Here is a 24783-nt window from a genome sequence, read left to right as displayed (position 1 = left end):
TTGTCCTATTTTTAAAGCAAACGGGCACATTGACATGCGCCTAAACTCCAACCTCGCGTCTTCCCTCTTTCTATGAAAATATCCTTTACCAAAATCATTTGCCTGATTCTGCTTTTTTTAGCGCACGCCGTATTTACAACAGCGCAGCACGGTCCGCCTGTCTGCGGCACAAATGACTCATTATCAGCGTCCAGATTGCAAAAATACAGCCGATCCAAAGACCTGACCCGCGCCAGAACAGCCGGTGACGAGATGTTGGAATACAGGCTGGCACTAGATATCAATTACAAGACCTACCTGCTTTACGGAGGAGATAAGGCATTGATTACCCGCAAAGCAGTTAAATTTATCAATGAAGCCTCGGCCATTTTCGAGCGCGACATCAATGTAAAGCTTACGATCACTTCGATCCTTATTTGGGACCACCCCGAGCCTTACGCGCTGGACGACGATTTTCAATATTATAACAATGTTCAGAATTACTGGCTCTTCAACAGGAGCGACGAAAGGGACGCGGTTGTAGGCTTTTCGGTGCGGGATGGCTGGTTTTATGGTGGTTACCGGATGTGTACATCTAATTTTCCAAAACCTGAAATGTCCGACCTTCCGGTTGATTTGCTTTGCCATGAACTCGGTCATACGCTTGGCTCGCCGCACACGCACAATTGCTATTGGCCAGGCGGACCTATCGACCGCTGTACAACACTCGACGGTGCCAGTGTGGAATGTGAGGAAGGTTATCAGGAGTCGGTTAATGGCTCCATTATGTCCTATTGCCGGTCTGTTTTGAGTTTCCATCCGCTTTGCCAAAACCTCATGCGCGATTACGCTGAAGGGCGCATTGACGAGAGTTTCAAGCTGAACGCAATAACGGAGCATCCCAACACGCCGGACTCGTTGACCATTTATGAAGATAATGCTCAAGAAGCTTCGCATACGCCATCCTTTCGATGGAAAACGCCTTTTGGTGTAAACAAATATCGCTTTCAGATTGCCCGGGATGCGGCTTTTGCGAACATTGTTGAAGATACATTAGTTGCCCAATCTCATTTCACGTCAGTTGGCCAGCGCGAAGGAGATTACTTCGCCAGGGTGCTTTCCATGCAAATCCCTAAGGCTGCGTTGTGGTCGGAGACATTGCCATTTACCATTTCCCCGTATAACGAAAAGTCATCACCGCCGCTTCTGTTGCAGCTTGACTGGAAAGACGACGGTTTTCTTTCGGGCACTTTTCATAAATATGATGGCATCCAATCTTACCAGGTTGAAGTCGCTGACAAAAACCAGACGGACGGTGTTATTTTTCATGATTTCTCGGCTACCGAACCAAAAATCCAGCATTTCAACATTCCACTGGCTTCCAAAGGCTTCGAACGATACGCCGTCCGGCTCCGGGTCAAAAAGGACGACATTTGGAGCAGATGGTCATATCCAACTTTTTTTAGCTCGCCCTGGACCAGTCAAGTTTGGGCGCCCACCAACCTTTCGAACACATCAGCAAATCCAATAATCGCCGTTTCTACTTACGCATCAACATTGCACACCGGTTTTTTGCAGAATATTGAGGTTGCAGAAGATGAAGCATTCAAAAATATTGTGTTCAGAGATTCTGTTGCTTTAAATGGGATGAATGAAAGTTTCGTCAATAAAGCCATTTTTCAGCCAGTTCTGGAAGAAAACAAAACTTATTATGCCCGGACAAGGGTTCAGTATATGCCGGGAATTTTTACCAGCTGGAAAAATTTCGAGCTGAGTACAAATTGGAATGATACACGATTTGAATTTTTGGGAGTTGTTTCTAAAAACCTGCTTTCTACAACCAATTCCTATGGCGCGACGCTAAAAAACCGGCTCTATAATGCGGGTGATAAACTGTTTGTGTTTGACATTAACAACGGTTACTACACAACAAAAGACCTTAAAACCTGGGAAGCCAGCACCACAACAACCACAAAAGGCAGAAGCCCGAACATTATCAACTTGTTCGGGGCATCGAAGTCGGGGGATGTTTTTGCAATGAGTTTCAATAATGTGCTGCTTAAACGCAATGTGAGTGGCGCGTATGAGCATAGTTTTGCCAATGAAAAGTTTGCGACGGATGCAGTCGCACCGTTCGTGGTGACGTCGTCTGCGGGCATATTTTTCGCGACGATTGACCGGGGTGTTGGGCACTTCCAAAACGGAAAATGGATTTTTTACGGCGCGAATGTGCTCACGAATGATCACGCAATTTGCGTGGCCGCCGACGCAGACGATCACGTATGGGCGTTGATGCAAGAAGGTTTGATTTATTCATTTGAAAATAACACATGGATTGCACAGCCTGCGATCCGCAATTTCAGGGGACTGGTGGGCATAGCCTTTGACAATGAAGGCGACATTTACGCCTACGGTGAACCAGGCGTTTTCAAGCTCAATCGATCTACCCGAAGTTGGGAACCGGTTTTTTCACTGAACGGCTATGTCATCCGCAAAATTATTTTTGACAAAGACAATCGAATGTGGGCTGCTTCCTACGGCATCTCGGAACAGAATTATGAGCCACACGCCTTGATCCGTTTCAAAGATCAGAAAGCGACCATTTATTCCGACGGTCTGAACATGCTAAAAGAGCCATTTGACCTCACAATTTTTAATAATAAACTGCTGATCCTCACCACCGGAGGAGAACTTCACGCATTCGATGAAGAAAATTTCCAACGTTTTCAACCCAAGGCTTCCTACACTGCCGGAGACGAAATAGCATTAACATTGACCACCAACACGACTTTTGGGAAAAATAACGAGGCCAGCTTTATCCTGCGAAATGTCAGCAGCAATGAGACAATAAAAATTACGGGAAGGAACATTGCGAACAAGACTTACACCTTCAAGATTCCCATGAGTATAAAAGAGGGAATGTATCGACTAAAAACTGTCACAACCGAGCCGGAAGTTACTAGTAATGAAAGTGTTGCATTCAAAATAACTCCGTCGGCCTCGTACAATATGCCAACGGAAGTGACTTTAATGCAGAATGTTCCTAATCCAGCCGGCACCACCACGGATATAGCTTTCTTCCTGCCTAATGATGAACTGACTACACTGACGCTTTATAATGTGAAAGGCCAGAAGATCAGGTTGTTGGCAGAAGGAAAATATCCGGCGGGATGGCATATCGCAAGGCTGGACGGCCAAAATCTGGCCTCTGGACTTTACATCTATCGGCTCAAAGCGGGAAATGTGACAAAAACGCTTAAAATGATTCGTTAGGAGCTATTTTACACGTTCAGGATTCTCGCTGACGAATGCGCCCCAACCTCCTTTTTTGGATTTTTTGGAAGATCCTGAGGAAACAGAAGCGGGCGAATTGGCGTGATACTGATGGCAAATGGCGATGGCAATTCCATCTGTTGCATCCATAAATTCACGGCTCAGCTCCATATTGAGAATTTTTTCAAGCATATAGGCAACCTGTTCCTTGGAAGCGCTGCCGCTGCCTGTGACGGATTGTTTCACCTTTTTGGGAGAATACTCGACAATGGGAATGTCCCTCGCCAGCGCCGCTGCCATTGCCACACCCTGCGCACGGCCCAGTTTGAGCATAGACTGCGGATTTTTCCCGTAAAATGGATCTTCAATCGCCATTTCGTCGGGCAGATAGTCTTCAATTAGCTGGGTAATGCGCTCAAAGATTTTCTTTAACTTCAATTCATGCGTAGTATATTTGCTCAGATGAATAACACCATATTGAACCAAAGTAATGTGCTGGCCTTTCACCGAAATCACGCCGTAACCCATCACCTGGGTGCCGGGATCCACTCCAATAATCACTTTTTCGGTAGCGTCGGTTTGCTGCATTTTAATCATGGTGCAAGATAAGGAACTCTCTACTGCCAAAGAAAAAAGAAACCTGCAAAACCTGCTGTGGCTGGGCAAGCTGATTGTCACGATCCTCATCCTGAGCTACATCTATAAAACCTTCCGTAATGAGCAAAAAGGCATTGGCGATGTGGGATCCGTTTTTCACGATATCCTTGTATCAGATCATCATCCGGTCCTTCTCGTGATGCTCCTGCTGGTGCCTGTTAATTGGGCTCTGGAAAGTCTGAAATGGCAGCGATTAGCTAAAAAAGTGGTTGATATCACCTTTCGGGACGCTTTTCGCGGGACATTAACCGGGCTTGCCTTCGGCGTGGCTGCGCCAGCGCAGCTCGGCGACACGATCGGGCGCGTGGCTGCACTTAAATCGGATCGGCGGCTCGAAGCGATCGGTGCGGCCATTGTTTCTAACGGAATTCAGTTTTACATTTCTGTTGCAGGCGGTGCGGTCGGTTGGTTTCATTTGCAGGAAAAAATCGGGCTGTCATTGCAGAGCAAGCAAGTGATCAATGCGCTGCTCGCCGTGGTTACTATATCCGGTATCCTGGTGGTATGGTTTCGCAAGCCGCTTACAGATTGGCATCCTGAGAAGAGAGTTTTTCAAAAGGCAAATACTTATTTACGCATCATTGGCAATTATTCTGCATGGGATTTGGCCGTTTCTGCGTTTTATGGTTTGCTTCGTTATCTTGTCTTTTTGAGTCAGTTTGTGCTGGCATTATCGCTTTTCGACTTTCCCGTTCCTGTAATTGAACTTTCCTCAGCGGTTTCGCTGATTTTTTTGGCCAAAACACTGATCCCGGCTATCAATGTGTTGGGTGATCTGGGGCTGAGAGAATTTACGGCTTTGCTGGTTTTTGAACAATACAATTTGCCCGCGGAAGAAATTATTGCGGCTACCTTTTTAGTCTGGATACTCAATGTGCTCGGACCGATACTGATCGGAATTTTCCTGATCTGGAAATATAAATGGAGTAAGATGAAATTTTCAAACTCCAATAATTAACTCAATGACAGAACATTACCTGCTTTCATGGCTTATTCCCCTACTCTGGCTCCTGATTTTGAGTTATGCGGTCTTCACATTCATTCTTACCTTTTTCTGGAATCGGATCAAGCCATCGGGTGTTTTTAAATTTGACAAAAGAATTTTCATTACTGTTATCGTTCCGGTGCGTAATGAAGCAGAAAACATTGGTTTTTTGCTCAATGACCTGGACAAACAGCACTTTCCGCACGAGCAATTTGAAGTCCTCATTATGGATGACGGTTCCGTTGACCGGACGGCAGCCATCGTTCGGGCATTTGCCGCCAATTCCCAGGTAAATCTGCAATTAATAGCGCTTCCCGACACCGTTACAACATCGCCTAAAAAGTGGGCGATCGAAACAGCTATAGCCCGCGCAAAAGGAAACCTTATTGTGACCACAGACGGTGATTGCCGTGTGGAATCGGGCTGGTTACAGGCCATTGCCGCATGTTATGCAGCAACCAATGCAAAATTGATCAGTGCGCCTGTTACTTTTTCAGAGGAAAAATCGGTTACGGATCATTTGCAGACAGTGGAATTTGCAAGCCTGATCGGAAGTGGTGCGAGCGCGATTGCGGCGGGATATCCTTCTTTATGCAATGGGGCTAACCTGGCTTATGAAAAGAATGCCTTTCTGGAAGTCGGTGGATTTGATGGCGTGCGGCACATTGCCTCAGGTGATGACGAATTTTTGATGCATAAGATTGCTGCGAAATATCCGGAAGGGGTCCATTTTCTGAAAGATCCGAGGGCGATTGTTACTACGAAGGCGCACAACAACTGGCAGGCTTTCTTTTGTCAGCGCAAGCGCTGGGCAAGCAAATGGAAACATTATCAAAGTAAAACGCCTCTTTTTCTGGCACTTTATGTTTTTGCTTGCAACTTTTCGCTGATAATCAGTGCCTTGCTATATTCTTTTGGACTTGTAGATGGCTACTTTTTTTTGAGCCTGTTATCTGCTAAATGTCTGCCTGAGTGGCTTTTTCTTGGCTCTGTATTATCGTTTTTGAAAAAGCCAAAATCAATTCTATACATTCCGGTAACGCAGATTATTTATCCTTTTTACGTTTGCTTTTTCGGGCTGGCCGCGCAGAAACCGGCGTATGAGTGGAAGGGACGTAAACTTGTGTAGGCGGTTACAATTTCATCGTTGTAACGTCATACAAAAAGTATTTATCGACAACTTTCAGCGTGAAGGATGAAGGGGTCAGGCTTAGGATCTTATTCCTTACGTAAACAGCAATGCTATTTTCCAGTTGTCCAACCTTACCCAGTTTACGGCTGTCCTGGACAATGTTTTTTGCGTGGATAAAATGCAGGGATTCGTACCGCTGAAAGACCGTATCTGTAATGCCGTATTTCCGGATGATCTCTCCGAGTATATAGGCCCCCTCTATGGCAAGACACCCGCCTTGCCCCAGGTTGGGCGTGGTCGGGTGCGCTGCGTCTCCTAATAGCGTACAATTTCCTCTGGACCATCCTCGGACAGGAATCCTGTCTGACAAGCTTGTTTTGAAGATTTTGCCGGTTTTGGAGATTAGTTCCGGGATCGGATCATGCCAGCTGCCGAATAACCTTTGCAATTTTTGCTTCGTTCCCTCGGGCTCGTCGTCTGCCATAAACTTCTCATTCTTTGTTGCCCACCAGCCACATTGACTTTTGCTGATCGGGATAATGCCAAATCGTTCCCCTTTGCCGTAACTCTCACTTGTATAACCCACGCCTGCATTTGATTCGGCTATGCCACACCAGATGCTGTAACCCCGAAAAATAGGTTTTCCATCACCAATAATGTTTTGCCTGACAACTGAGTGAATCCCGTCGGCGCCGATCATTGCGTCAAACACTTTAAACACACCATTCTTAAAGCTAACATTGACCTTTCCATCAGGCGTATTTTGAAAGGATTCAAGCTCGTGATCCGAATAAAATGTTGCATTGGCGTGTTTGACCAGGATGGCATGCAGGTCAGCGCGGTGCATACTCATGGCTGGAAGCTGATATCTTGGTTCAGTCTGACCCAGGATTTTGCCCTGATCCGTTTTCATTATGATTTTCGTTATTCCGCTCGCTATGTCCATTACATCTTTCAAAACCCCCAGTTGTCGGAGTACCCGCAAGGCATTCGGAAATAAGCTGATTGAAGCATCTATCTCTTTAAACTCTGTACTTTTTTCAAATATATGGCACTTGAATCGCGTGTTTCTCAGGCTGACGGCTAATGTCAAACCTGCGATTCCGCCGCCAATGATTGCAATTTCCTTGGTTTGCATTGGGTCAGGGTTTGGGTTTTTAGTTGTTGATGATTTTAGTTCTTGATAATTTTTTCGGATTGTACAGATCCGTCCTTTCTGGTTACACTGATGATATAGATTCCGGAAGAAAAGTCCTGAAAATCAAACGCCTTTCCCGTCAACTTCTGCAATTGCTCTTCCCGAAACGCTCCGACTGTAACACCAGCGACATTGGTAATTTTCAGATCTTTCACCGTAACCCAATCCTTGACATCGACCGTTAGCCAGTCTGAAACCGGATTGGGATGAAATGTAACCCCGCTTATGCCTTTGAAATAAATATTACGCACACGACTATACGCAAAAGTTGCATCGTGATCCACCATTTTGAGCCGGTAAAAATTATCTCCGCTCACGGGGCTGCCATGTTCAAATTCATAAGTCTTCACCGCACCACTCTCACCATTCGCCTTCACCTGCCCGATCTGCGTCCACTGTTTGCCATCAACGCTATGCTGGATTGCGAAAAAATCACTGTTGGTTTCCTCCGACGTGCTCCATGTAAGTGACACGGTGGAAGCATCGGTAAGCACACATTTAAAATCGATAAGCTTCACCGGCAATGCGGACATTGCCTGCAGCGTCAAACTTCCCAAAACCCAGCTGACGCTTGCCCCGCCACCGGGCGAAGTGCCGGACGCCCCGTAAATCCCGGAAGGGGAAATGGATTGTGCGCCAGCCATGGTGACTGAGCAGCAAAAACCTGTAATTATTAGAAGTCTTCTCATTTTGCAGCTGTTTTAACTTCCGAAACACCGGCTCCTTTATTGATACTCGCTTCCAGCAACTCCAACCGCTTACCCATTTCCCGCATGCCTTCCAATTCCTTGCGCAGCACGGCAATTTCATCCGTTTTGCTTTTCAATTCCTTAACAGACTCAATCAGGTGCGGAACCAAACCAATGTAGTTGACAGATTTAAACCCATCTTTATTCGTCGAAACCAGCTCAGGAAAAATCGCCTCAACTTCCTGCGCAATCAAACCCGTTTGAAGCGTCTGATCTTTGGCTTTATCTTCCCAATTGTAATGATAACCCTGCAAGTTATTGACCTTGGCGAGGCTGTTTTTGAAAGGTTGAATGTTTGTTTTAAGGCGGCGGTCTGAGGTCTGGATCAGGTTGCCGTTTAAGTAACCATTACCTTGGTCGTTTACCCAAAACCGCCATGCTGCGTTTATATAGAGCCCGATTTCTTTGTCCGTCTTCATTCCCACGAAACCTTCGGCAGCGCTTTGTGAGGCATCTAGATAAATTCCGGCAGTAGAACCGTTATGTCTGATTCTTAAGCGACCAGCTACGTCCAACGGAAATTGTGGATCTACGGTATTATTTCCAAGACCAATATTTCCATTTCTCATTATGGTCATCGCATTGGAGCGCGTATTTTCTCCTGTTCCATTTCCAATCTGAAAAATTCTATCAGTTGCAGCTGCGACATCTGGATTAGGATTGTCACCTATCCAGTTGTAAGCACCAAGGGTCGTAGACCTAAGGGCTTTTGCTCTTGAGCTTTCCCCAATAGCGACAGAATAGCTTCCAGAAGCTAGACTGCCACCACCCATTGCCACTGAATGAAAGCCTGTTGATTTACTAGCCGCACCTATTGATACTGAATGACCTCCACTTGCCAATGTTTCATACCCAATAGCCACGGCAAAATCATTCGTAGCGTCCGAAAAACCCAATGAAATGCTGCCTTGGGCAGAAGCCGTTGCACCATAGCCCAGTGCTGTGGAAAATTCATTTGACGCATTCGCTCCGGAACCAAGCGCAATTGCATCTTTTCCATCTGCCGCGGAAGATTTACCTAGCGCAGTGGAATATTTCCCACTTGCATTGGACCCGTGTCCCATTGCTATTGAATAATCACCTATGCTTCCGTCTTCCCAGCCACCTATCGTATGCCCTACTCGAAATGCGCTTTTTCTTGGATACCATATCAACCTGGATCCTGAACCAACACCGGATAAAATATTTCCGCTACCAAATGTTCCTTTAAGAACTATCGGATCATCATTCTTTAATCTTGCCGCTTCTTCGGCATGTAATGCATAAGGAACGCTAAGTAGCTGAGTAGTGCCTATATCACTATAATTACTTCCACCTTCTTGATCCATTTCAACTTGCAAAAAATATGAATTTGCCTTCCAATCCACCAAAGCAAGATTTCCTCCCGCGCTGCCTACTGATACGTTAAAAATACCTCCTGCACCGGTTTGTACGTTATGTTCCTCTGTAAAACTGGATGGTCCGTCAGCAGCTCCTAAATGAATTGTCAGTCGAATAGCAATGTTTGCATTCCCAATAACTTTCCCTGCCGCGTCCCGCGCGACTCCTTGGAAACTAAACTGCTTTGGCGCTTGTGCTCGAGCTAGTAAGCAAAGAAGCAGCAGTATTATTGCGATGAGCAATGTTCGATAATTTGATGGTAATTGATTTGTCTGCATGTTTAAGTGTAGTGTTCTGTTTCTCATTTTTTCTATTCGTTATCAATATGAATGAGCCGAATGCATTGCCCAAGACCTCGCATTTGCTGAGCCTAATTTTCAGTATAATGTTTGAGAGAAAAAACAGCCAATGAGCCAGAGGCGCGTTTGAATTATTTAAAGGTTAGGATTTACGGTTTTCGTAAACTATTATAAGCAGTGCTTATAATTTGGCTATTTTCACCAAAGTACTCTATTCCGGCCAACCTCAAAAAGCCCCATACTTCGTGCAAAAGGACCTTTGCTGTCCCAGAAAAACCAACATACTGGAAATTGTTTTTTTGATCAAAAAACCGTTTGGAAAATTCGCGTAACCGTTAATTCATTGGATAAAGGAGAGGTGTGATGAAATGCGCTATTTGAGGCGTTTTAAATAGTAGGTCATTTCAAATACACATTATCTATGCAAAAACTCTCCCAATTACTGCGAGTTAAAATGAGCAGCTGTCCATTTCTTCAAACATCTGTTATGATGTTGATGACGCTAATTTTCTACTGCAGTCCACTTTCGGCACAGCCCTATTATCCCCCCAAGGAAAAAGCAGGTCCGTTTGGAACGATGTACCAGCCTGAACCTTACAAGATTCCTGCAGGGAAAACATATTATCATGGCAATGTTCCTTTGTATGCAACCAAGTATCTCAGAGATCCGAATGACCCTGCTTCGACTTCTGTAGCATTGTGTTCGTTCAAGAATGATGCGCTTGGTCTATATGGCAATATTGAAGTTGTCGGAGATGAATCTGACCAAATAACACATCCATTTGCCGCCCCTGTTGTTGGACCAAATCAGAATGGCCCATTCAATACAAGTCCCAACCTAAATTCGTTGCCAGGGAATTTCCAGCATCCACACCCTACTATTTATGGTTTAAGCGCATTGGCTCACATTCAGGAATTTAACCGAATGACGTTTAATTTGTTTGGTTGGGCAGGAGTTGATAAAGGTGGATTGAAAACTTTAATTACCAGAATCTCAAATACAGCACAAACGGCCGCTCACCATACAGATCCGCCACAGATATTTCTAAATGTTGGTCAAGGGAATAAAAATCCCCGGGTATCCAGGGATATTATCGGTCACGAGTTCACCCATCATATTTCCATACATAGCTTGGGGTCAGGAAACTATGGCCCTGAAACCCAAGCATTAAATGAAGGATTTGCCAATATAATAGGGGCAGCTTTAAAAAATTATTTTGCAGATTTCAATGATCCGGGAGCCGGATTTGCAAACCCGGACTGGGAATTTTTAAGTAATGAACAGGGCCAATACAATGTTTGGAATTTTGGAAATTCTCCCCATGAATGGAATATGCCCGAGTGCTATAAGGGTCTGTTCTGGAAAGATGAGGGACAGCCGGGATACGACTATGACAATAACAGCATCGTGTTGTCAAAAATCTTCTTTCGTATGAACGTCGGCGAAACAGGCTACATTGACAAGAATCCGGCAAATGGCACTTTCATCATATTGCCACTCATTCCGAATAACCCAAAGGCAACTTATGAATTATCACTGAAGCTCTTTTTCAGGACTTTTACAGAAAAGATATCCTATTCATCAACATTCCCAGATCTGCGCGAGAAAATGCTTGAAATAGCAGAGGACATGGGATATGCTGACGGTTCGCACGTTTACCAACAAATCAAAAATGCTTTTAAAGCAGCTAAGATAGGCGACGGATGGGGTTTCGATAATGCAGACTGCGTTTTAGGGCCAAATACGCTAGCGCAAGGCTGGAACGGCCTTGTTCCTATCAGCGTACAAGTTGCAAGCCTCGACAACGATCCCCAGGGCAAAAAAGTAAACTGGATTGCGGACTGTGCGGGAAACGAAGTGCTGGTAGAAACAGAAATATACAATCCGAAAAGCCCGGACGCTCCGTACTATCCAATTGACCTTAATGACGACGGTATTTATACTGTAGATGACAATCTTCCCCTGTCGAAATCGATTGTATCATTGAACCATGGAATCAGGTCAAGTGTGGATCACTTTGCGAAAAAATTCAATTTCCAGGCGCTTACCGGGAAAGGCAAATATATCCAGCACATCATAGGCCCTTCTGGCCCGGACTTCATTCCAGGGGCTTATGGTGCCCAAATTAAATCTGATTCGGACCCTTCAAAAACGACGTTAGATCAGATTGCTGGAAATTATTTTGGCGGAATTTATCATTCAGTAAAAAGTGTACAACTGCCCGAATCGAAAGAATCGATAGCCATTCGCCGGGCTTTGATGGATATTTTCGGCTTGGAAATCAGTAATGAATTTAGATTATCCAATGGTGACGAAGCATTATGGACTATTGGTTCTGATCTTTTTGGCGATGGCAATTACCTACGCAGTTTTTCTAACCCAAAATCAAAAGGTCAATTTAATTTTTACAACGTGCAGGGCTGGGACGTGGCACATCCCGATCAAATGGCCGGAGTATGGACACAGTTTTATTACCTTATTGCCAAGGGAACCCCACTAAATGGCTTTACTAATGTGGTGGGGCAGACCCGCTTTTTTACCGGGCTTGAAGATGGAGTTCCGGAAAAGATCATGTTTGCTGCTTTTTTATATTTCCTTCCCGCGAACCCGACCTTCGATGATATGGTTGCGGCCATTCAATCTTCAATTCTGTTCCATGGCTATAAAGAAACATCGGCAACCTGGAAGAAATGTAATGACGCACTCACCTGCGTGATTGGCAAGGAATTTACTCCGCAACCCAGATTGTGGGCAGTTGATTCGGAAGGCAATGAGGTAAAAGAAATTGACCCATTTAATGCGCAATTCCGCTCAGAGGAATATTTTCCGGACAAAATTGAATATCGCTTATTTGAAGTGTCCAAAAATGTAGCATTCGATGATCAGATATCACCAGTATACCGGGCGTTTCAGCATACAACGGAAGTGTTGCTTCCTTATATTGATGAAAAAGACCCAGGTAAGCGGACTAATACGGCCAAGTTTTTCTTGGAAGAAGGCACCTACTATGTCCGGAGCAGGTTTTACAGCGCTGGCGGGCCGGGTTGCGCGAGCTCATTAGGCGGGAATCTGGAATGCCGCGCCCTTGAAATGATGGTAAATAACTGGAGCCCCATATTACAGCTAACAGCCGCTCCGATTATTACTAAACCGATCAGTCCTTTGGAACACGATAAGCTTCAGGCATGGAACAGTGTTTTCGAATGGCAGGCGACGCCTGGTGCAGCAGGTTATGTTCTTAGGGTAACGGATTTAACAGGCAAAGTTCCCGTACAGGATGTTCCGGTTGAAGCGACTAGCGATGAGGCAGAAGCTGCGGAGCTTGCACTTGCTAAGGAACGCGATTACAGCTGGCAAATAATTGCTACGCACAAACTGGGGTCAGAAGAGGGCGTTACATGGGATAAGGGTTTGAAGAAATTCCTACAAACCGGGCTGACCGATATTGACATCTTTGGCTCTTGGACAGATCCAATGTCGTTCCTGACTGACTTGCCCGAGTCCCCTTTATTAGTTCCTCCCGGACCTGCTGATGCAGAACATGTCCCACCCTTTGGGGAAGAGATCCTGCTGTCCGCCAAGGAAGTGCCCGGTGCGAGCGGTTATCGTTACCATATCCTTGACAAAAAGGATGACATGGAAACCCCGCAAGTCCTTTACGATCATGAAAACCTGAAACTCCCAGACATCTCAGACGGGAAAGTATACACATGGGCGTTTGAACCTTACAAGGATATCACGGCGCCATTTATTACCGAGCAGGAATTTGGTAAAAAGTACTTTTCGACTTTTGTGGTTGATTATGCATTAATTCCCGCGCCTCAGTTGCTTTCGCCAATTAATGATGCAGTTTTCAACTATGGGACGTCTACACCAGATGAAGTATTTAACTGGTTACCTGTTGCAGGGGCTATGGAATATGATTATTCAATTGATTTTTTTGAAGACCCAGTCACCAATAATCACAGTTCTACATCGGAAGTTAGTGTCATCCACAACGTCGGCAATGTATCTGCCAAAGCACAGGGAGGGTTTAGATGGAAAGTAAGGGCTAAGGGAAAAGATGAAAACGGAAATTGGATTGAGGGACCTTATTCTCCATTGTCATTTTACTGGCTTAGACCAGAAAAGACGACCCTCAAATATCCCTCTGACGGTGCACAAACGGTCGATAACCATAAAGCCGAATTCTCCTGGCATGAGCAGTGGGCACCTGCCGGGCACCTTTTTAGGTTATGGAAAAATAATGTGATCGTTTTTGAAAAGGAAGTGTTTGGTACGAGCATAACGATCACAAACTTGGAAGTCAACAGCGATTACACATGGGACGCCCCGGCCATGACCAAAACACCGACCGCTACCCATTTTCCTAAAACTTACACTTTTGCACATTTCAGGACAGCAAATGCGCCAGATGAAGAAAAGAATGGAACGGAAATCAAAGAGTATGACCCTAATGAGGAACAATCAGATCCTGGCAATCCCAATGACCCAAATGATCCTGACCAGGATTCGGGTAAAAATTTCCTTCCTGTACTAGGTTTTACACTCGATGTAACTGACAGCGAAACAGCCAATATACCCAATAGTTATAATTACAAAGTAACTGTTACCAATGATAAAGGCTACTTTCAAGAGTGGGAAAATTGTTTTGTAAATGGATTTGGCGTTCCATTCATTCCAGAAGACTTGACCGTGGCCGATATCAACGGGGACTTGCCGGAAGAAACTGCCATGTTCACCGTTAAAATTGAGATTACCAACCTCAACGGTATTGCTGACAACTATGCCGCTACTCCATCATGGAACTTTTGGCTTTACTTATACGATGGCTTGCCAGCAGTGCAGCAAATCGGCAAAATGCCACTTATTGATGCGATCCCAAAATCAGGTGCATTTGGCGGTCGATGGGTGGGAGCCAGCGTAGAATTTGATTTTGGATATATACACACCAATAAAAAACCCTAGAATATGAAGAAGATATTAACAAGTGTGACAGCATTGCTTCTATTCTGTGCTTTTCAAACTCAGGCACAGGAAAAAATAATTCGTAGCAAATATGGGTTAACAATATATCCAACCATAAAAAGGCCTAATCCAGTAACAATTTATCCAAATCCAGCAAAGTCATCGATCAGGATTAGGTCAGCAAAGCCAATCATCGGCTTTGATTTGGAAGTATTCGACCAGACTGGGTTGAGCTACTTGAAACAGCCCCAATGGAACGGAGAAGCAGTCGATGTCTCCAAGCTGCATAACGGAATTTACATTGTCAGGTTTACCAGAGGTAGAGAGCATTATTCGCAGAAACTGATTGTCAAGCAAGAGAGGTGATGATGGTTACCGTATATTTTTAATGTTAGTGAAAGATTATACGTCTTTCACTAACATATTGACCGCTTCCTTAAAAAAGTTCATCCCTACCATACAGTAATCGCTTAGGAGTTTTTTCCAGTTTAAACAGCAGGTTTGTTTTTAAAAAGCGAGGCAGCTCAAACAATTGCCCGATAAACAAACATAACGATGAAAAGAATTAACAAGGCGGTAGCGCTATTTTTAACAATTGGTTGCCTTATTACCCAAGTAAAAGCGCAGACACATTATGGGTTGGGAGCTGGCATCAGTGGCGAGAAGCATACTTTTTTTGGTAAAGACGCGGGCAAGTTTAATTTAAGCTTCAATAACGTCTTTATTGGCCAAGAAGCTGGTCTCAGCAATACTACGGGTAGTGAAAACATATTTATAGGAACCTATTCTGGTTATAAGAACATTTCTGGCAAGCAAAATACATTCATTGGAAATGCAGCTGGTGACGCTAACAAAACTGGAAGTTACAATTCAATGTTTGGACATAACGCCGGCAGTTCCAACATAACTGGAGAAGAGAATGCATATTTTGGAAATTCTGCTGGAGGCTATAATACGAGCGGCTCATTCAATACTTGTATGGGTTCCTCGGCAGGATATTACAATTTAAATGGCAGCAATAATAGCATTGTAGGTGCCTTGGCAAATGCGGTTGGGTTTGGTGGAAACGATAATTGCATTTTTGGTTTCAAAGCTGGACTATTCTATGAGGGAAATTCAAATGTTGTTATGGGCAGTGAAGCCGGATATAACAGTAAATCGGGAGACCAAAACACACTAATTGGTTTTCACGCGGGTTATCAAAACCTCAGCGGTCAATGGAATACCTTCTTAGGTGCAGAATCAGGCCTTTCCAGCACCGTCGGCGCCGCGAATGCATTTCTAGGAACGCAAGCAGGATATGCCAATACCATCGGCAGCAACAATGCGTTTGTGGGATTCGGCGCCGGATACACCAATACTACCGGTGATAAAAACACTTACCTGGGTTATGCATCCGGCGGAAATGCTTCAATAACCAATGCGACCGCAATTGGTGCTCTGGCGAAAGTGACGACAAGCAACAGCCTGGTTTTGGGCAATAATGCAAACGTAGGAATTGGATTGTCGGCCCCAGCCTATCAACTTCAATTAAGTACGGATCTGGCAGCGAAAGCAGGATCACCGGACTGGAAGGTGATGTCCGACAAAAGATTAAAAAAAGACATTTCAGATTTTACAGACGGATTAACCGTTTTGAAAAATATCAATCCTGTGTGGTTTAGCTATAACGGGGCAGCGGGAATTAAAACGGGCGACAAGAAATTTGTCGGTGTCATCGCACAGGATATGCAACGGATTGCACCTTACACGATCGATCACTTCAATTATCAGGATTCGCTGGGAAATAGCACGCAATATCTGGATTACGATGCCAATGCGGTCACCTACATCCTCATCAACTCTGTAAAAGAGCAACAGAAAGCTATTGAAACGAGGAACGCAGAAATTGAACAGCTAAATAAGCAAGTTTTAGATATGAAGCAACGATTGGAAAAACTAGAAAACTTAGTAAAAGCTAATGCGACTGCTAGCCCAGCGCATAACCTCGCTTCTGCCAGAGAGAACGCGGAGGAGGTTGTTCTAGAGCAAAACGCTCCAAACCCTGTCACCAGAAGTGCCTCCATAAGATTCTTTATCCCACAAACAGTAAAATCGGCTACTTTGCAAGTAACATCAGGTGAGGGCAGAATGATTGGTTCTTATCCAATCGGGGAGCGCGGAAGCGGACAATTTACATTCCATGCGAACACATTGGACAGTGGAGTATATACATACCATTTAATCACCGACGGAAAAATCAGTGGCGCTAGAAAATTGGCAATTACTAAATAGAAAGTAATTGACACAAAAGAATACTGCCATCAAAATTGATTGCAGTGTTCTTTATTCTCTTCGATTAATGGCTATTCTCTAGCTCTTTTTTAGCCTTTCAACCTCCGCATTTAGGTATTTAATCGACTCAATCAAATGAGGGATCAGCCCGATATAGTTGACTGATTGATACCATCAATACCCGTATTTACCCGCTCACGAAAGGGGGCTTCCACTTCCTGGTTATTAGGCCGGTTTGCAGGCTTTGATCCTTTTCGCCCTCTTTCCAAATATTGGTGACCTTTTAAGGTATTAATCTTTCCAAGGCTTGAAGCCAAGAAAACATTCAAAGTTATAAGGACATCAGCATACAAAAATTTGAACTTTCCTATAAGAAATGTTGCAGAAGCGGTTGTTTGATTTTTCATCGTATTCAATTTGACAATTAAAGAGAGAACACATGTTATGACAGGTGCCTCGAATATCCGTCAAACCTATGTTTAAAACTGGCAGGTGTCCAGCCCTCGGTTGCGCATTGTCGCCGAACGGTTTAGCGTAAATCTAGAACCGTAAATCGCAAAAAAAGGGCTGTCCCAAAATGAGACAGCCTTTTCCAAGTCACATAACGCTATATAAGAATTTCAAACTTACTTTTTCACGATTTTGGAGGAGTATTTACCTTCGGCATTGACGATATTCACGATGTACATCCCCGTTGCGAATGCCTGAATGTTCACTTTCAATTCGGTTTGGTCCTGATTGGGCAATGTTTGGTAAACCTGCTTGCCGCCCGATGTCAGGATTTCCAGTTTTTTAACCGGAGAGTAGCTTTTCACGATCACTTCGTCTTGTGTTGGATTCGGATAAAAATCAACTGAAAGTCGTGCATCGCAAGTTCCGGCTTCTACGCTGCGGATGGCGCTGTATTCAAACGTCTCATCTGTATCAACCTGCTGTAAACGATAATAATAGTTTTTTGAAGGTGCTATTTCCCTGCTGTAAGGCGAATCGTTGTAAGCATATGCATTTTGGTTCGCGCTGTAATTGACGCGGTTTAGCGAGACGAAGTTTTTTGCATCCGTTGAACGCTGCACAACAAAGTGCGAAAAATCTTTTGCTTCGGTGACCGTCCATTGCAATTGAATATCGCAATTTTCATTTCTCGCGGTGAAGCTTGCTAATGTTACTGGTAACGAACCTGAGGGCGGAGGGCTGGTGTAGCACTTTCCGTCTGATACCGGATAAGTAATCTCTACGACCTTCCAGGGAGTAACGGTTATCCTTACCTTCGCGCCGTCATCCAGGATGGACGAATACCGATCCGTAACTTCAACCCATTTTTCACCATCTTTTTCCCATCCTGGCCAAGCGATCCCAGCTCCGTTTTCGTCCACAGCTGCTCCTGGAAACAAAATGCTGCCTGTCAACGGTCTCTCGGTGTCTTCCTGGATTACATTGTTTTCCGAATTCAGCCATTCGATTTTAGCTGTTTCGCCTGTTGCTGGATAATTTGGGGTAATTGTATATTCAAGCCAGGGTGCATTATTAATACATTTTGAGACTACATTCACTTCTATCGCCTTTTCCACCGGCTCGGGAATCGATGGCAAAAAAGGCCAGAAGTGCACTTCGTCACGGGTGTGAACAAAGCTTTTCGCAATAATCTGACCGTTAATATTGCCGTTGTTTTCTTTGATCAAGTTTGCACAGGGAGCGAAAATGGTTCCGTGAATTGGCGTATTTCCGCCAAGCACTAATTTATCCGTCGCATCAGGAAAATTGTAGATCACGTAGCTTCCCTGCGGGTCAGACAAACCACCCACGCCCGGAAAGTTAATAATTGGATTATTTCCTTTTGACGCTGCGAAGGTTGGGAAGTCAACGATGTTAATGATCAGTGCAAATGGACCTGTATAACTGCCGTCTCCTAACTGTGGCCCCTGGGGAATTCGCTCGATATTCGTGTTTCCGATTTTATCCCAAACCGCTGCTGAAACCGTTAAAACATTAATCGCGTTCGGGTCGACGATAATTTTGGGGTTGTTTCCAATTTTCGAAGGATCCAGGTAAGGTCCTGTTTCCATTCCGGTGATGATATTGCCGTTCTGGTCACGAATGGCCAGATTGTCTTTCATGTCTTTCAATTGGTTCGAACGCTTTATGAAAGTTGTGAAAGCGCCGTCGATATCAATCTGATTCGCGCCTGTTCCGAATACGTTTTCACAGATCGGATTCTCACTATCTCCTACCTTTGGCGACCACGTATTTACGCTTGCATTAATGGTAATGTTGGGTGTATCGCTGTATCCCGCCGTAGCGCCGGTAATCCGGATTGTGGATTCGGCATTGTTATTGTCTTTATACCAAATCCGCAATGGCGTTGCAGTATTCGCGTCTGATGGGGCGCATTGGCCGATTTTCACATAATTATCACCATTTACAGTCAGGCTTCCGCTGCTAAGCTTCACGCCACCACGCACTGCCAGGCCGATTGATGCGCCTCCTACAAAAAATACGCCGTGGTTCTTATTAAAACTGATTTGATACTGGTTCGTAGTCAGATTACCTCCGATAGCAACAGGTCCTTCTGTTTCGTCGGAAGTAAAAGTGGCATCGCCTTTTACAAAGATGTTGAATCGCTTGGCGGCTGCGGTCGGGCTTTGCGCCCTGGCATCATTCAAGTTAAGTGTGATAGATGCAAGAAGGGTTACGAGTAAAAGTTTGGCAGACATTGTTGAGTTACTTTTTATTACTCAACGAAAGTAGAGGACAGCCAAAAGTTTGTGATTCTTTTTGTGACCAGTCTGCAAATGCTTGGGGTAATATCGGACAATCCAGGGGTTTTGACAAAAACAAAAATTGCACTTTCCCGATATATTCCCACAGCAAACATTAACTATATTGCATCGGATACATATTTATTCTTTTGCGTCAATTTTATTTATTCTACAAGCCTAACCTCTATCCTACCGCGAAAAATCTATCCCAACATAGAAATTCTACGATATCTGCCCGATTTAGGGTTTTAATACAATTCTAACGTTGTAATCGTCCCAAAGTAATCTGGCTAATCTAAAAACATCTTCAATTAGCGACGTATGGGGATTATCCAATTATTTGGATGCCGGTTTACTCTTAATTTCCTTGATTTCATTCTGCATTTCCTGCAACATCTTCATCAGTTGCTGCATATCCGTTTGCGGTTCGGGAAGAGCCTTACTATGAAAACTGTAGTATTCCCAAAGCTCAATTACTTCCGAAAGCGGCACGGTGTAGGCGAAATATTGCTTGTTAAATGATTGCAGCAGCATCGTTCCGTCTTTATTAATGGTCACTTGTTTGAAGACGAAATCCTGATCCCCCTTTAAAATGACGATGCATGGTGTCTCCGGGCGGATCGTTGTCCAGTCTTGCACATATCTTGTTATAATATCAGCACCTTCGGGGACCGGCAGCATGGAGTCACCCACAGTCGGGAACATTCTGAATGTGCCGTTTTTGGGAAGCGTAGGCAAGCTGAAACGTGGCAATGTTGCCAGAAACTCAGGGTCGCTGTAACCGGAGCGATATCCGGCTTTGGCCTGAACCGGAACATATTCAATGTTCTCTTTTTCCTCGCGGTCCACTGTGATGGCCAGTACACGAATATTATTGCCCTTCATAAACAGCTCGCTGCCCTGTTCGAAATCCTTCACCTTTTGTTCGGAAAGCTTACTCAGGTCAACCTTTAGTAAACTGTCGATGCTCATCCGGAAAAACTCCGAAAAGTGTATCAGATCGTCAATCGTCGGATTGGCCGTGCGGCCGCTTTCATGTGCATTTAACTTCACTCTCGTGATTCCCAGACGCTCCGCAAGTGCCTCCTGACTCAATTTAAGGCGTAAACGAAGGAATCTGATGTTCACCGGCCAAAAAATTTCCTGACTTCCCATAACGTGAATGATATTTTATAAATCAAACATATGATATTAATAATATCAAAAGTAGCAGCATTTTTTTATTTTCCTACAAATAATCGCTAAAATAATTTTGTTTAACTATTTTTGAAAAAACTTAAACAAAATGTCATCGTATTCGATCAAAGACCTGGAAAGAATCAGCAGCACGAAAGCGCATACGATTCGCATGTGGGAACAGCGCTATGGCTTGCTTGTACCCGAACGGACGGATACGAACATTCGCTTTTACAATGATGAACATGTAAAAAAGATCCTGAACGTCTGCACATTACTGGACAAGGGAATGAAAATTTCCAGGATCGGCAAGCTCACGAAATCTGAAATGGCTGCGGAGATCGACAAGATTATCCGGGAATCATTTCAGGGGGATATGCATGTAGAAGCGATCATTAATGAGGCTTTGGTGGCTGTCACCACATATAATGTTGCGCTTTTCGACGAACTCTTTGCCAATGCTGTTAAAAGGCTTGGATTAAAGAAGACATATGTAAAAATCTTGTATCCGCTGCTGGTGCGGACAGGATTAATGTGGGTAAAAGATGACCTGCTTCCCTCGCAGGAACACTTTTTATCAAATTTGATCCGGCAAAAATTATTTGCTGCGATTGATGCCCTGCCTTCAACCGAAAACGGCGACCAGAAATGGATCCTTTTTTTGAATGAGGAAGAAGATCATGAGATCGGATTACTATTTGCATATTATATGATAAAGCAGCTCGGCAAGAATGTCATTTACTTGGGTGCGAGGGTTCCTTTCCGGGACCTTTCCGCGGTGATTTCAGCTTGCAAGCCCACACACGCATATTCTTTTTTCGTACGCCACCAGTTTGATAATCAAGCAGAAACACTCCTGGGAAGTCTTACCAGCAGTTTCCCCGATGTGCACATATGCATCTCGGGAGGTGACGAAAAAACAAAGGAAATCGCCATCAAAAAAGGCGTTACCTTAATTGAGACAATTGAAAATCTGACAGAAATTCTTAACACTTCTAAATGCATAACCGAAGCCTGACCCAATCTGGAAAATCACATGAAATTGCAGTCATAGGTGCAGGATTTGCGGGACTGGCTGCCGCGGCTGTGCTGGCCAAAAGTGGAAATAAGGTAACCGTTTTTGAGAAAAATACGAATGCAGGAGGCCGTGCAAGGACTTTTTCCCAAGATGGGTTTCTCTTTGATATGGGGCCGAGCTGGTATTGGATGCCCGATGTTTACGACAGCTTTTTTGCGCTGTTTGGCAAATCCACTGCTGATTTTTACGAACTAAAAAAACTCGACCCGGGATTTGCCGTCATTTTTGAGAATGAAGTAATGGACATTCCAGCCGATTACGATGCGGTTTGTGCGCTTTTTGAAAGCATTGAGGCCGGCAGCGGGGCCAAGCTGCGGAAATTTATTGCAGAAGGCGAATTCAAATATAGGGTTGGGATGGACGACATGGTCTACAAGCCGGGCCATTCGGTTACAGAATTTTTTAGTTTTAAACTGTTCAAAGACGCACTGAAACTACAACTTTTCACCTCATTCAGTAAGCACGTCAGGCAATATTTCAGAGATCCGCGGTTGCTTGCACTCATCGAATTCCCAGTCCTTTTTCTAGGTGCAATGCCCAAAGACACGCCTGCATTATACAGCCTGATGAATTTTGCAGGCCTGAAACAAGGCACATTTTACCCAATGGGCGGTTTTGGCAAAGTTGCCGAGTCATTCAAAAAGATAGCAGAGGGTGCCGGCGTCGAGGTGCTGACGGCACAGAACATTGAAAAGTTTGATATATCATCCGGCAATATCAGCCACTTACACACAAACAGCAAAAGCATTCAAACCGACGCCGTCATTGGAAGCGCTGATTATCACCATATTGAGCAGGATTTGCTAAACAAAGAATACCGCACATATGACGAAGCTTATTGGAAAAGCAGAACATTTGCGCCTTCCTGCCTGCTATTTTACCTGGGGGTAGATAAAAAGATAGAGAAGCTGCGTCACCACAATTTATTTTTCGACGAAAACTTTGATCAACACGCAATTGAAATTTATAAAGACAAAAAATGGCCACAAAATCCGCTTTTTTACGTCTGCTGCCCTTCGAAAACAGATCCTTCCGTCGCACCCCAGGGAAGCGAGAATTTGTTTGTATTGATGCCCATCGCCATTGGTTTGAATGATCCTGACGCAATCCGTGAAAGCTATTTCAACGTACTTATGGAAAGGCTCGAAAAATTTGCTGGTGAAGACATCAGGAGCCATGTGGTTTATAAGAAAAGTTATTCAGTTTCCGATTTCATTACTGATTACAATGCTTACCAGGGAAATGCTTACGGACTTGCTAACACACTGATGCAGACCGCAATTTTTAAACCAAAGCTCAAAAGCGGCAAGGTCAAAAACCTGTTTTACGCCGGCCAGCTAACGGTTCCGGGACCCGGAGTTCCGCCTTCGATCATTTCGGGCCGCATTGCAGCCACCGAACTTCAAAAATTCCTAAATAATAAGTCATGAAGAGCTTATTCGACAATCTTTCCGCGTCATGCAGCAAAACAACGACCCAACTTTACAGCACGTCGTTTTCGCTTGGCATTTATTTTCTAAAACCGGCGTTGCGGGCGCCGATCTACGGCATTTACGGCTTCGTGAGGCTTGCCGACGAAATTGTGGATAGTTTTCATGACTACGATAAGGAATTTATGATGAATAAAATACGTGAGGATACGGTGGAAGCGCTTAAGCATAAAATCAGCATTAACCCGATCCTGAACAGCTTTCAGCATGTCGTGCACGCTTACAACATCGAATGGGAGTTGATCGACACATTTTTAAAAAGCATGGAAATGGATCTGATGAAAAAAGAACACAATCCGGATTCCTATTCCGAATACATCCTTGGTTCTGCGGAAGTTGTAGGGTTAATGTGCCTGAGAGTGTTTACAGAAGGAAATCAGCAGCTTTTTGAGGATCTAAAACCATTTGCAATGAAGCTCGGGGCAGCTTTTCAAAAAGTTAATTTCCTGCGTGACCTGAAAGCAGATTACGTGGACCTCGGCCGGACTTACTTCCCGGGCGTGAATTTTGACCATTTTTCCAACAAAGAAAAGGAAAAGATCCAGCAGGAAATCGAAGAGGATTTTGAACAGGCATTGATTGGCATCAAAAGGCTGCCCAGCGGCGCACGACGTGGCGTTTATCTTGCATATTATTATTACAAAAAGCTTTTTCTGCGGATCAAAGAAACGCCGCCGGAAAAAGTGATGAACGCCCGAATCAGAATTCCGGACTATGACAAAGTTGGACTCATGTTTCGTTCGTTAGTAAGGCATCAGTTCGACCTTTTATAACGTTTTTTTGTTAGACATTAAAAAGGAACTGAATTATTGAACTGTTAGCCCGTGAACCTAAATCCCGATTTTATGACTGATCAAGTTGTGCTGGTGAATGAAGACGATATGGAAATTGGCTTGATGCCAAAGCTGGAAGCGCATCAAAAAGGCGTTCTACATCGTGCATTCTCCGTTTTTATTTATAATTCAAATGGCGAAATGCTCCTGCAGCAACGGGCTTTCGGAAAATATCACTCGGAAGGACTCTGGTCAAATACTTGCTGCAGCCATCCGCTTCCCGATGAATCCGCACATCATGGAGCAGTACGGAGGCTTTCGGAAGAAATGGGGATTACGGCTGATTTGCAATTCCTTTTCACATTTCAATATCACGTTAACCTTGAAAATGGTCTTACAGAAAACGAGCTTGATCATGTTTTTTGGGGAGTTTCGGACGCCAGGCCCAACATTAATGTGAGTGAGGCAAATGATTACAAATACATGAAACCGGCTGATATCAAGGCAGATATGCAGCAGAACCCCGATTCTTACACCGAATGGTTCAAAATCTGTTTCTCAGAAGTAGCCGACAAAATAAAACCCAAACACTAGCCAAGGGCCAAAACCCGGAAG

General features: G+C 44.3%; 17 protein-coding genes. 10 read left to right on the top strand and 7 right to left on the bottom strand.

Annotated elements, in window-relative coordinates; genetic code table 11:
* Positions 1 to 72: 72 nt before the first annotated feature.
* The gene (locus tag B5X68_RS09480) at positions 73 to 3252 is read left to right on the top strand and encodes a zinc-dependent metalloprotease (protein WP_082214450.1); all 3180 of its coding nucleotides are present in this window, start codon (positions 73 to 75) and stop codon (positions 3250 to 3252) included.
* 3 nt (positions 3253 to 3255) lie between these two features.
* Here the strand turns inward: B5X68_RS09480 and ruvC are convergent, their stop codons facing one another.
* Positions 3256 to 3840 carry a crossover junction endodeoxyribonuclease RuvC gene (ruvC, locus tag B5X68_RS09475; RefSeq protein WP_082215291.1) on the bottom strand — a complete coding sequence of 195 codons (585 nt, stop codon included), beginning with the start codon at positions 3838 to 3840 and terminating at the stop codon, positions 3256 to 3258.
* Between the two features lie 7 nt (positions 3841 to 3847).
* Here ruvC and B5X68_RS09470 point away from each other — a divergent pair, with 7 nt between their 5' ends.
* Together B5X68_RS09470 and B5X68_RS09465 are read left to right on the top strand one after the other, a co-directional pair.
* Positions 3848 to 4867 (top strand): lysylphosphatidylglycerol synthase transmembrane domain-containing protein, encoded by a 1020-nt coding sequence (locus tag B5X68_RS09470; RefSeq protein ID WP_082214449.1) that lies wholly within the window; start codon positions 3848 to 3850, stop codon positions 4865 to 4867.
* 4 nt (positions 4868 to 4871) lie between these two features.
* Positions 4872 to 6023 (top strand): glycosyltransferase family 2 protein, encoded by a 1152-nt coding sequence (locus B5X68_RS09465; protein WP_082214448.1) that lies wholly within the window; start codon positions 4872 to 4874, stop codon positions 6021 to 6023.
* A 4-nt stretch (positions 6024 to 6027) separates the two neighbouring features.
* Here the strand turns inward: B5X68_RS09465 and B5X68_RS09460 are convergent, their stop codons facing one another.
* Genes B5X68_RS09460 through B5X68_RS09450 form a run of 3 tightly spaced genes read right to left on the bottom strand, consistent with a single transcriptional unit; the run spans position 6028 to position 9631 of the window.
* Positions 6028 to 7164 (bottom strand): FAD-dependent monooxygenase, encoded by a 1137-nt coding sequence (locus B5X68_RS09460; protein ID WP_082214447.1) that lies wholly within the window; start codon positions 7162 to 7164, stop codon positions 6028 to 6030.
* 35 nt (positions 7165 to 7199) lie between these two features.
* Positions 7200 to 7913 carry a T9SS type A sorting domain-containing protein gene (locus B5X68_RS09455; RefSeq protein WP_082214446.1) on the bottom strand — a complete coding sequence of 238 codons (714 nt, stop codon included), beginning with the start codon at positions 7911 to 7913 and terminating at the stop codon, positions 7200 to 7202.
* Positions 7910 to 9631: a tail fiber domain-containing protein gene (locus B5X68_RS09450; protein WP_170916613.1), complete on the bottom strand. Its 1722-nt coding sequence runs from the start codon at positions 9629 to 9631 to the stop codon at positions 7910 to 7912. The genes B5X68_RS09455 and B5X68_RS09450 overlap by 4 nt, the downstream gene beginning before the upstream one ends.
* A gap of 508 nt (positions 9632 to 10139) precedes the next feature.
* Between B5X68_RS09450 and B5X68_RS09445 the strand changes: the two genes are divergently transcribed.
* The 3 genes from B5X68_RS09445 (at position 10140) to B5X68_RS09435 (ending at position 16895) form a co-directional block, all read left to right on the top strand.
* Positions 10140 to 14621 carry a M4 family metallopeptidase gene (locus B5X68_RS09445; protein WP_170916612.1) on the top strand — a complete coding sequence of 1494 codons (4482 nt, stop codon included), beginning with the start codon at positions 10140 to 10142 and terminating at the stop codon, positions 14619 to 14621.
* 3 nt (positions 14622 to 14624) lie between these two features.
* Positions 14625 to 14987 carry a T9SS type A sorting domain-containing protein gene (locus tag B5X68_RS09440; RefSeq protein ID WP_082214443.1) on the top strand — a complete coding sequence of 121 codons (363 nt, stop codon included), beginning with the start codon at positions 14625 to 14627 and terminating at the stop codon, positions 14985 to 14987.
* Positions 14988 to 15176: 189 nt separating this feature from the next.
* Positions 15177 to 16895: a tail fiber domain-containing protein gene (locus tag B5X68_RS09435; protein ID WP_082214442.1), complete on the top strand. Its 1719-nt coding sequence runs from the start codon at positions 15177 to 15179 to the stop codon at positions 16893 to 16895.
* Positions 16896 to 17038: 143 nt separating this feature from the next.
* On the opposite strand, the gene B5X68_RS09430 is transcribed toward B5X68_RS09435, so the two are convergent.
* The 3 genes from B5X68_RS09430 to B5X68_RS09420 all read right to left on the bottom strand — a co-directional run bounded on the left by B5X68_RS09430 (position 17039) and on the right by B5X68_RS09420 (position 20806).
* A complete protein-coding gene (locus tag B5X68_RS09430) occupies positions 17039 to 17302 on the bottom strand; it encodes a hypothetical protein (protein ID WP_082214441.1) in 264 nt (87 codons plus the stop codon).
* Positions 17303 to 17521: 219 nt separating this feature from the next.
* Positions 17522 to 19606 (bottom strand): choice-of-anchor A family protein, encoded by a 2085-nt coding sequence (locus tag B5X68_RS09425; RefSeq protein WP_082214440.1) that lies wholly within the window; start codon positions 19604 to 19606, stop codon positions 17522 to 17524.
* A gap of 381 nt (positions 19607 to 19987) precedes the next feature.
* Entirely contained in the window at positions 19988 to 20806 is an 819-nt protein-coding gene (locus tag B5X68_RS09420) for an XRE family transcriptional regulator (RefSeq protein ID WP_082214439.1), read from the bottom strand.
* Between the two features lie 130 nt (positions 20807 to 20936).
* Here B5X68_RS09420 and B5X68_RS09415 point away from each other — a divergent pair, with 130 nt between their 5' ends.
* From B5X68_RS09415 to idi, 4 genes are all read left to right on the top strand, one after another.
* On the top strand, positions 20937 to 21845 hold the full coding sequence (locus B5X68_RS09415; protein WP_082214438.1) for a MerR family transcriptional regulator: 909 nt from the start codon (positions 20937 to 20939) through the stop codon (positions 21843 to 21845).
* The gene (gene crtID, locus B5X68_RS09410; RefSeq protein WP_082214437.1) at positions 21827 to 23335 is read left to right on the top strand and encodes a bifunctional phytoene desaturase/3,4-desaturase; all 1509 of its coding nucleotides are present in this window, start codon (positions 21827 to 21829) and stop codon (positions 23333 to 23335) included. Before B5X68_RS09415 ends, crtID begins: the two co-directional genes overlap by 19 nt.
* On the top strand, positions 23332 to 24168 hold the full coding sequence (locus B5X68_RS09405) for a phytoene/squalene synthase family protein (protein ID WP_082214436.1): 837 nt from the start codon (positions 23332 to 23334) through the stop codon (positions 24166 to 24168). Before crtID ends, B5X68_RS09405 begins: the two co-directional genes overlap by 4 nt.
* 72 nt (positions 24169 to 24240) lie before the next feature.
* Complete coding sequence (gene idi, locus B5X68_RS09400; RefSeq protein ID WP_082214435.1) at positions 24241 to 24762, top strand: isopentenyl-diphosphate Delta-isomerase; 522 nt, start codon at positions 24241 to 24243, stop codon at positions 24760 to 24762.
* Positions 24763 to 24783 lie beyond the last annotated feature (21 nt).

The organism is Dyadobacter psychrophilus (assembly GCF_900167945.1).
In the GTDB taxonomy this organism is placed as follows: Bacteria; Bacteroidota; Bacteroidia; order Cytophagales; family Spirosomataceae; genus Dyadobacter; species Dyadobacter psychrophilus.
This window is presented reverse-complemented; position numbering and strand designations above follow the sequence as displayed.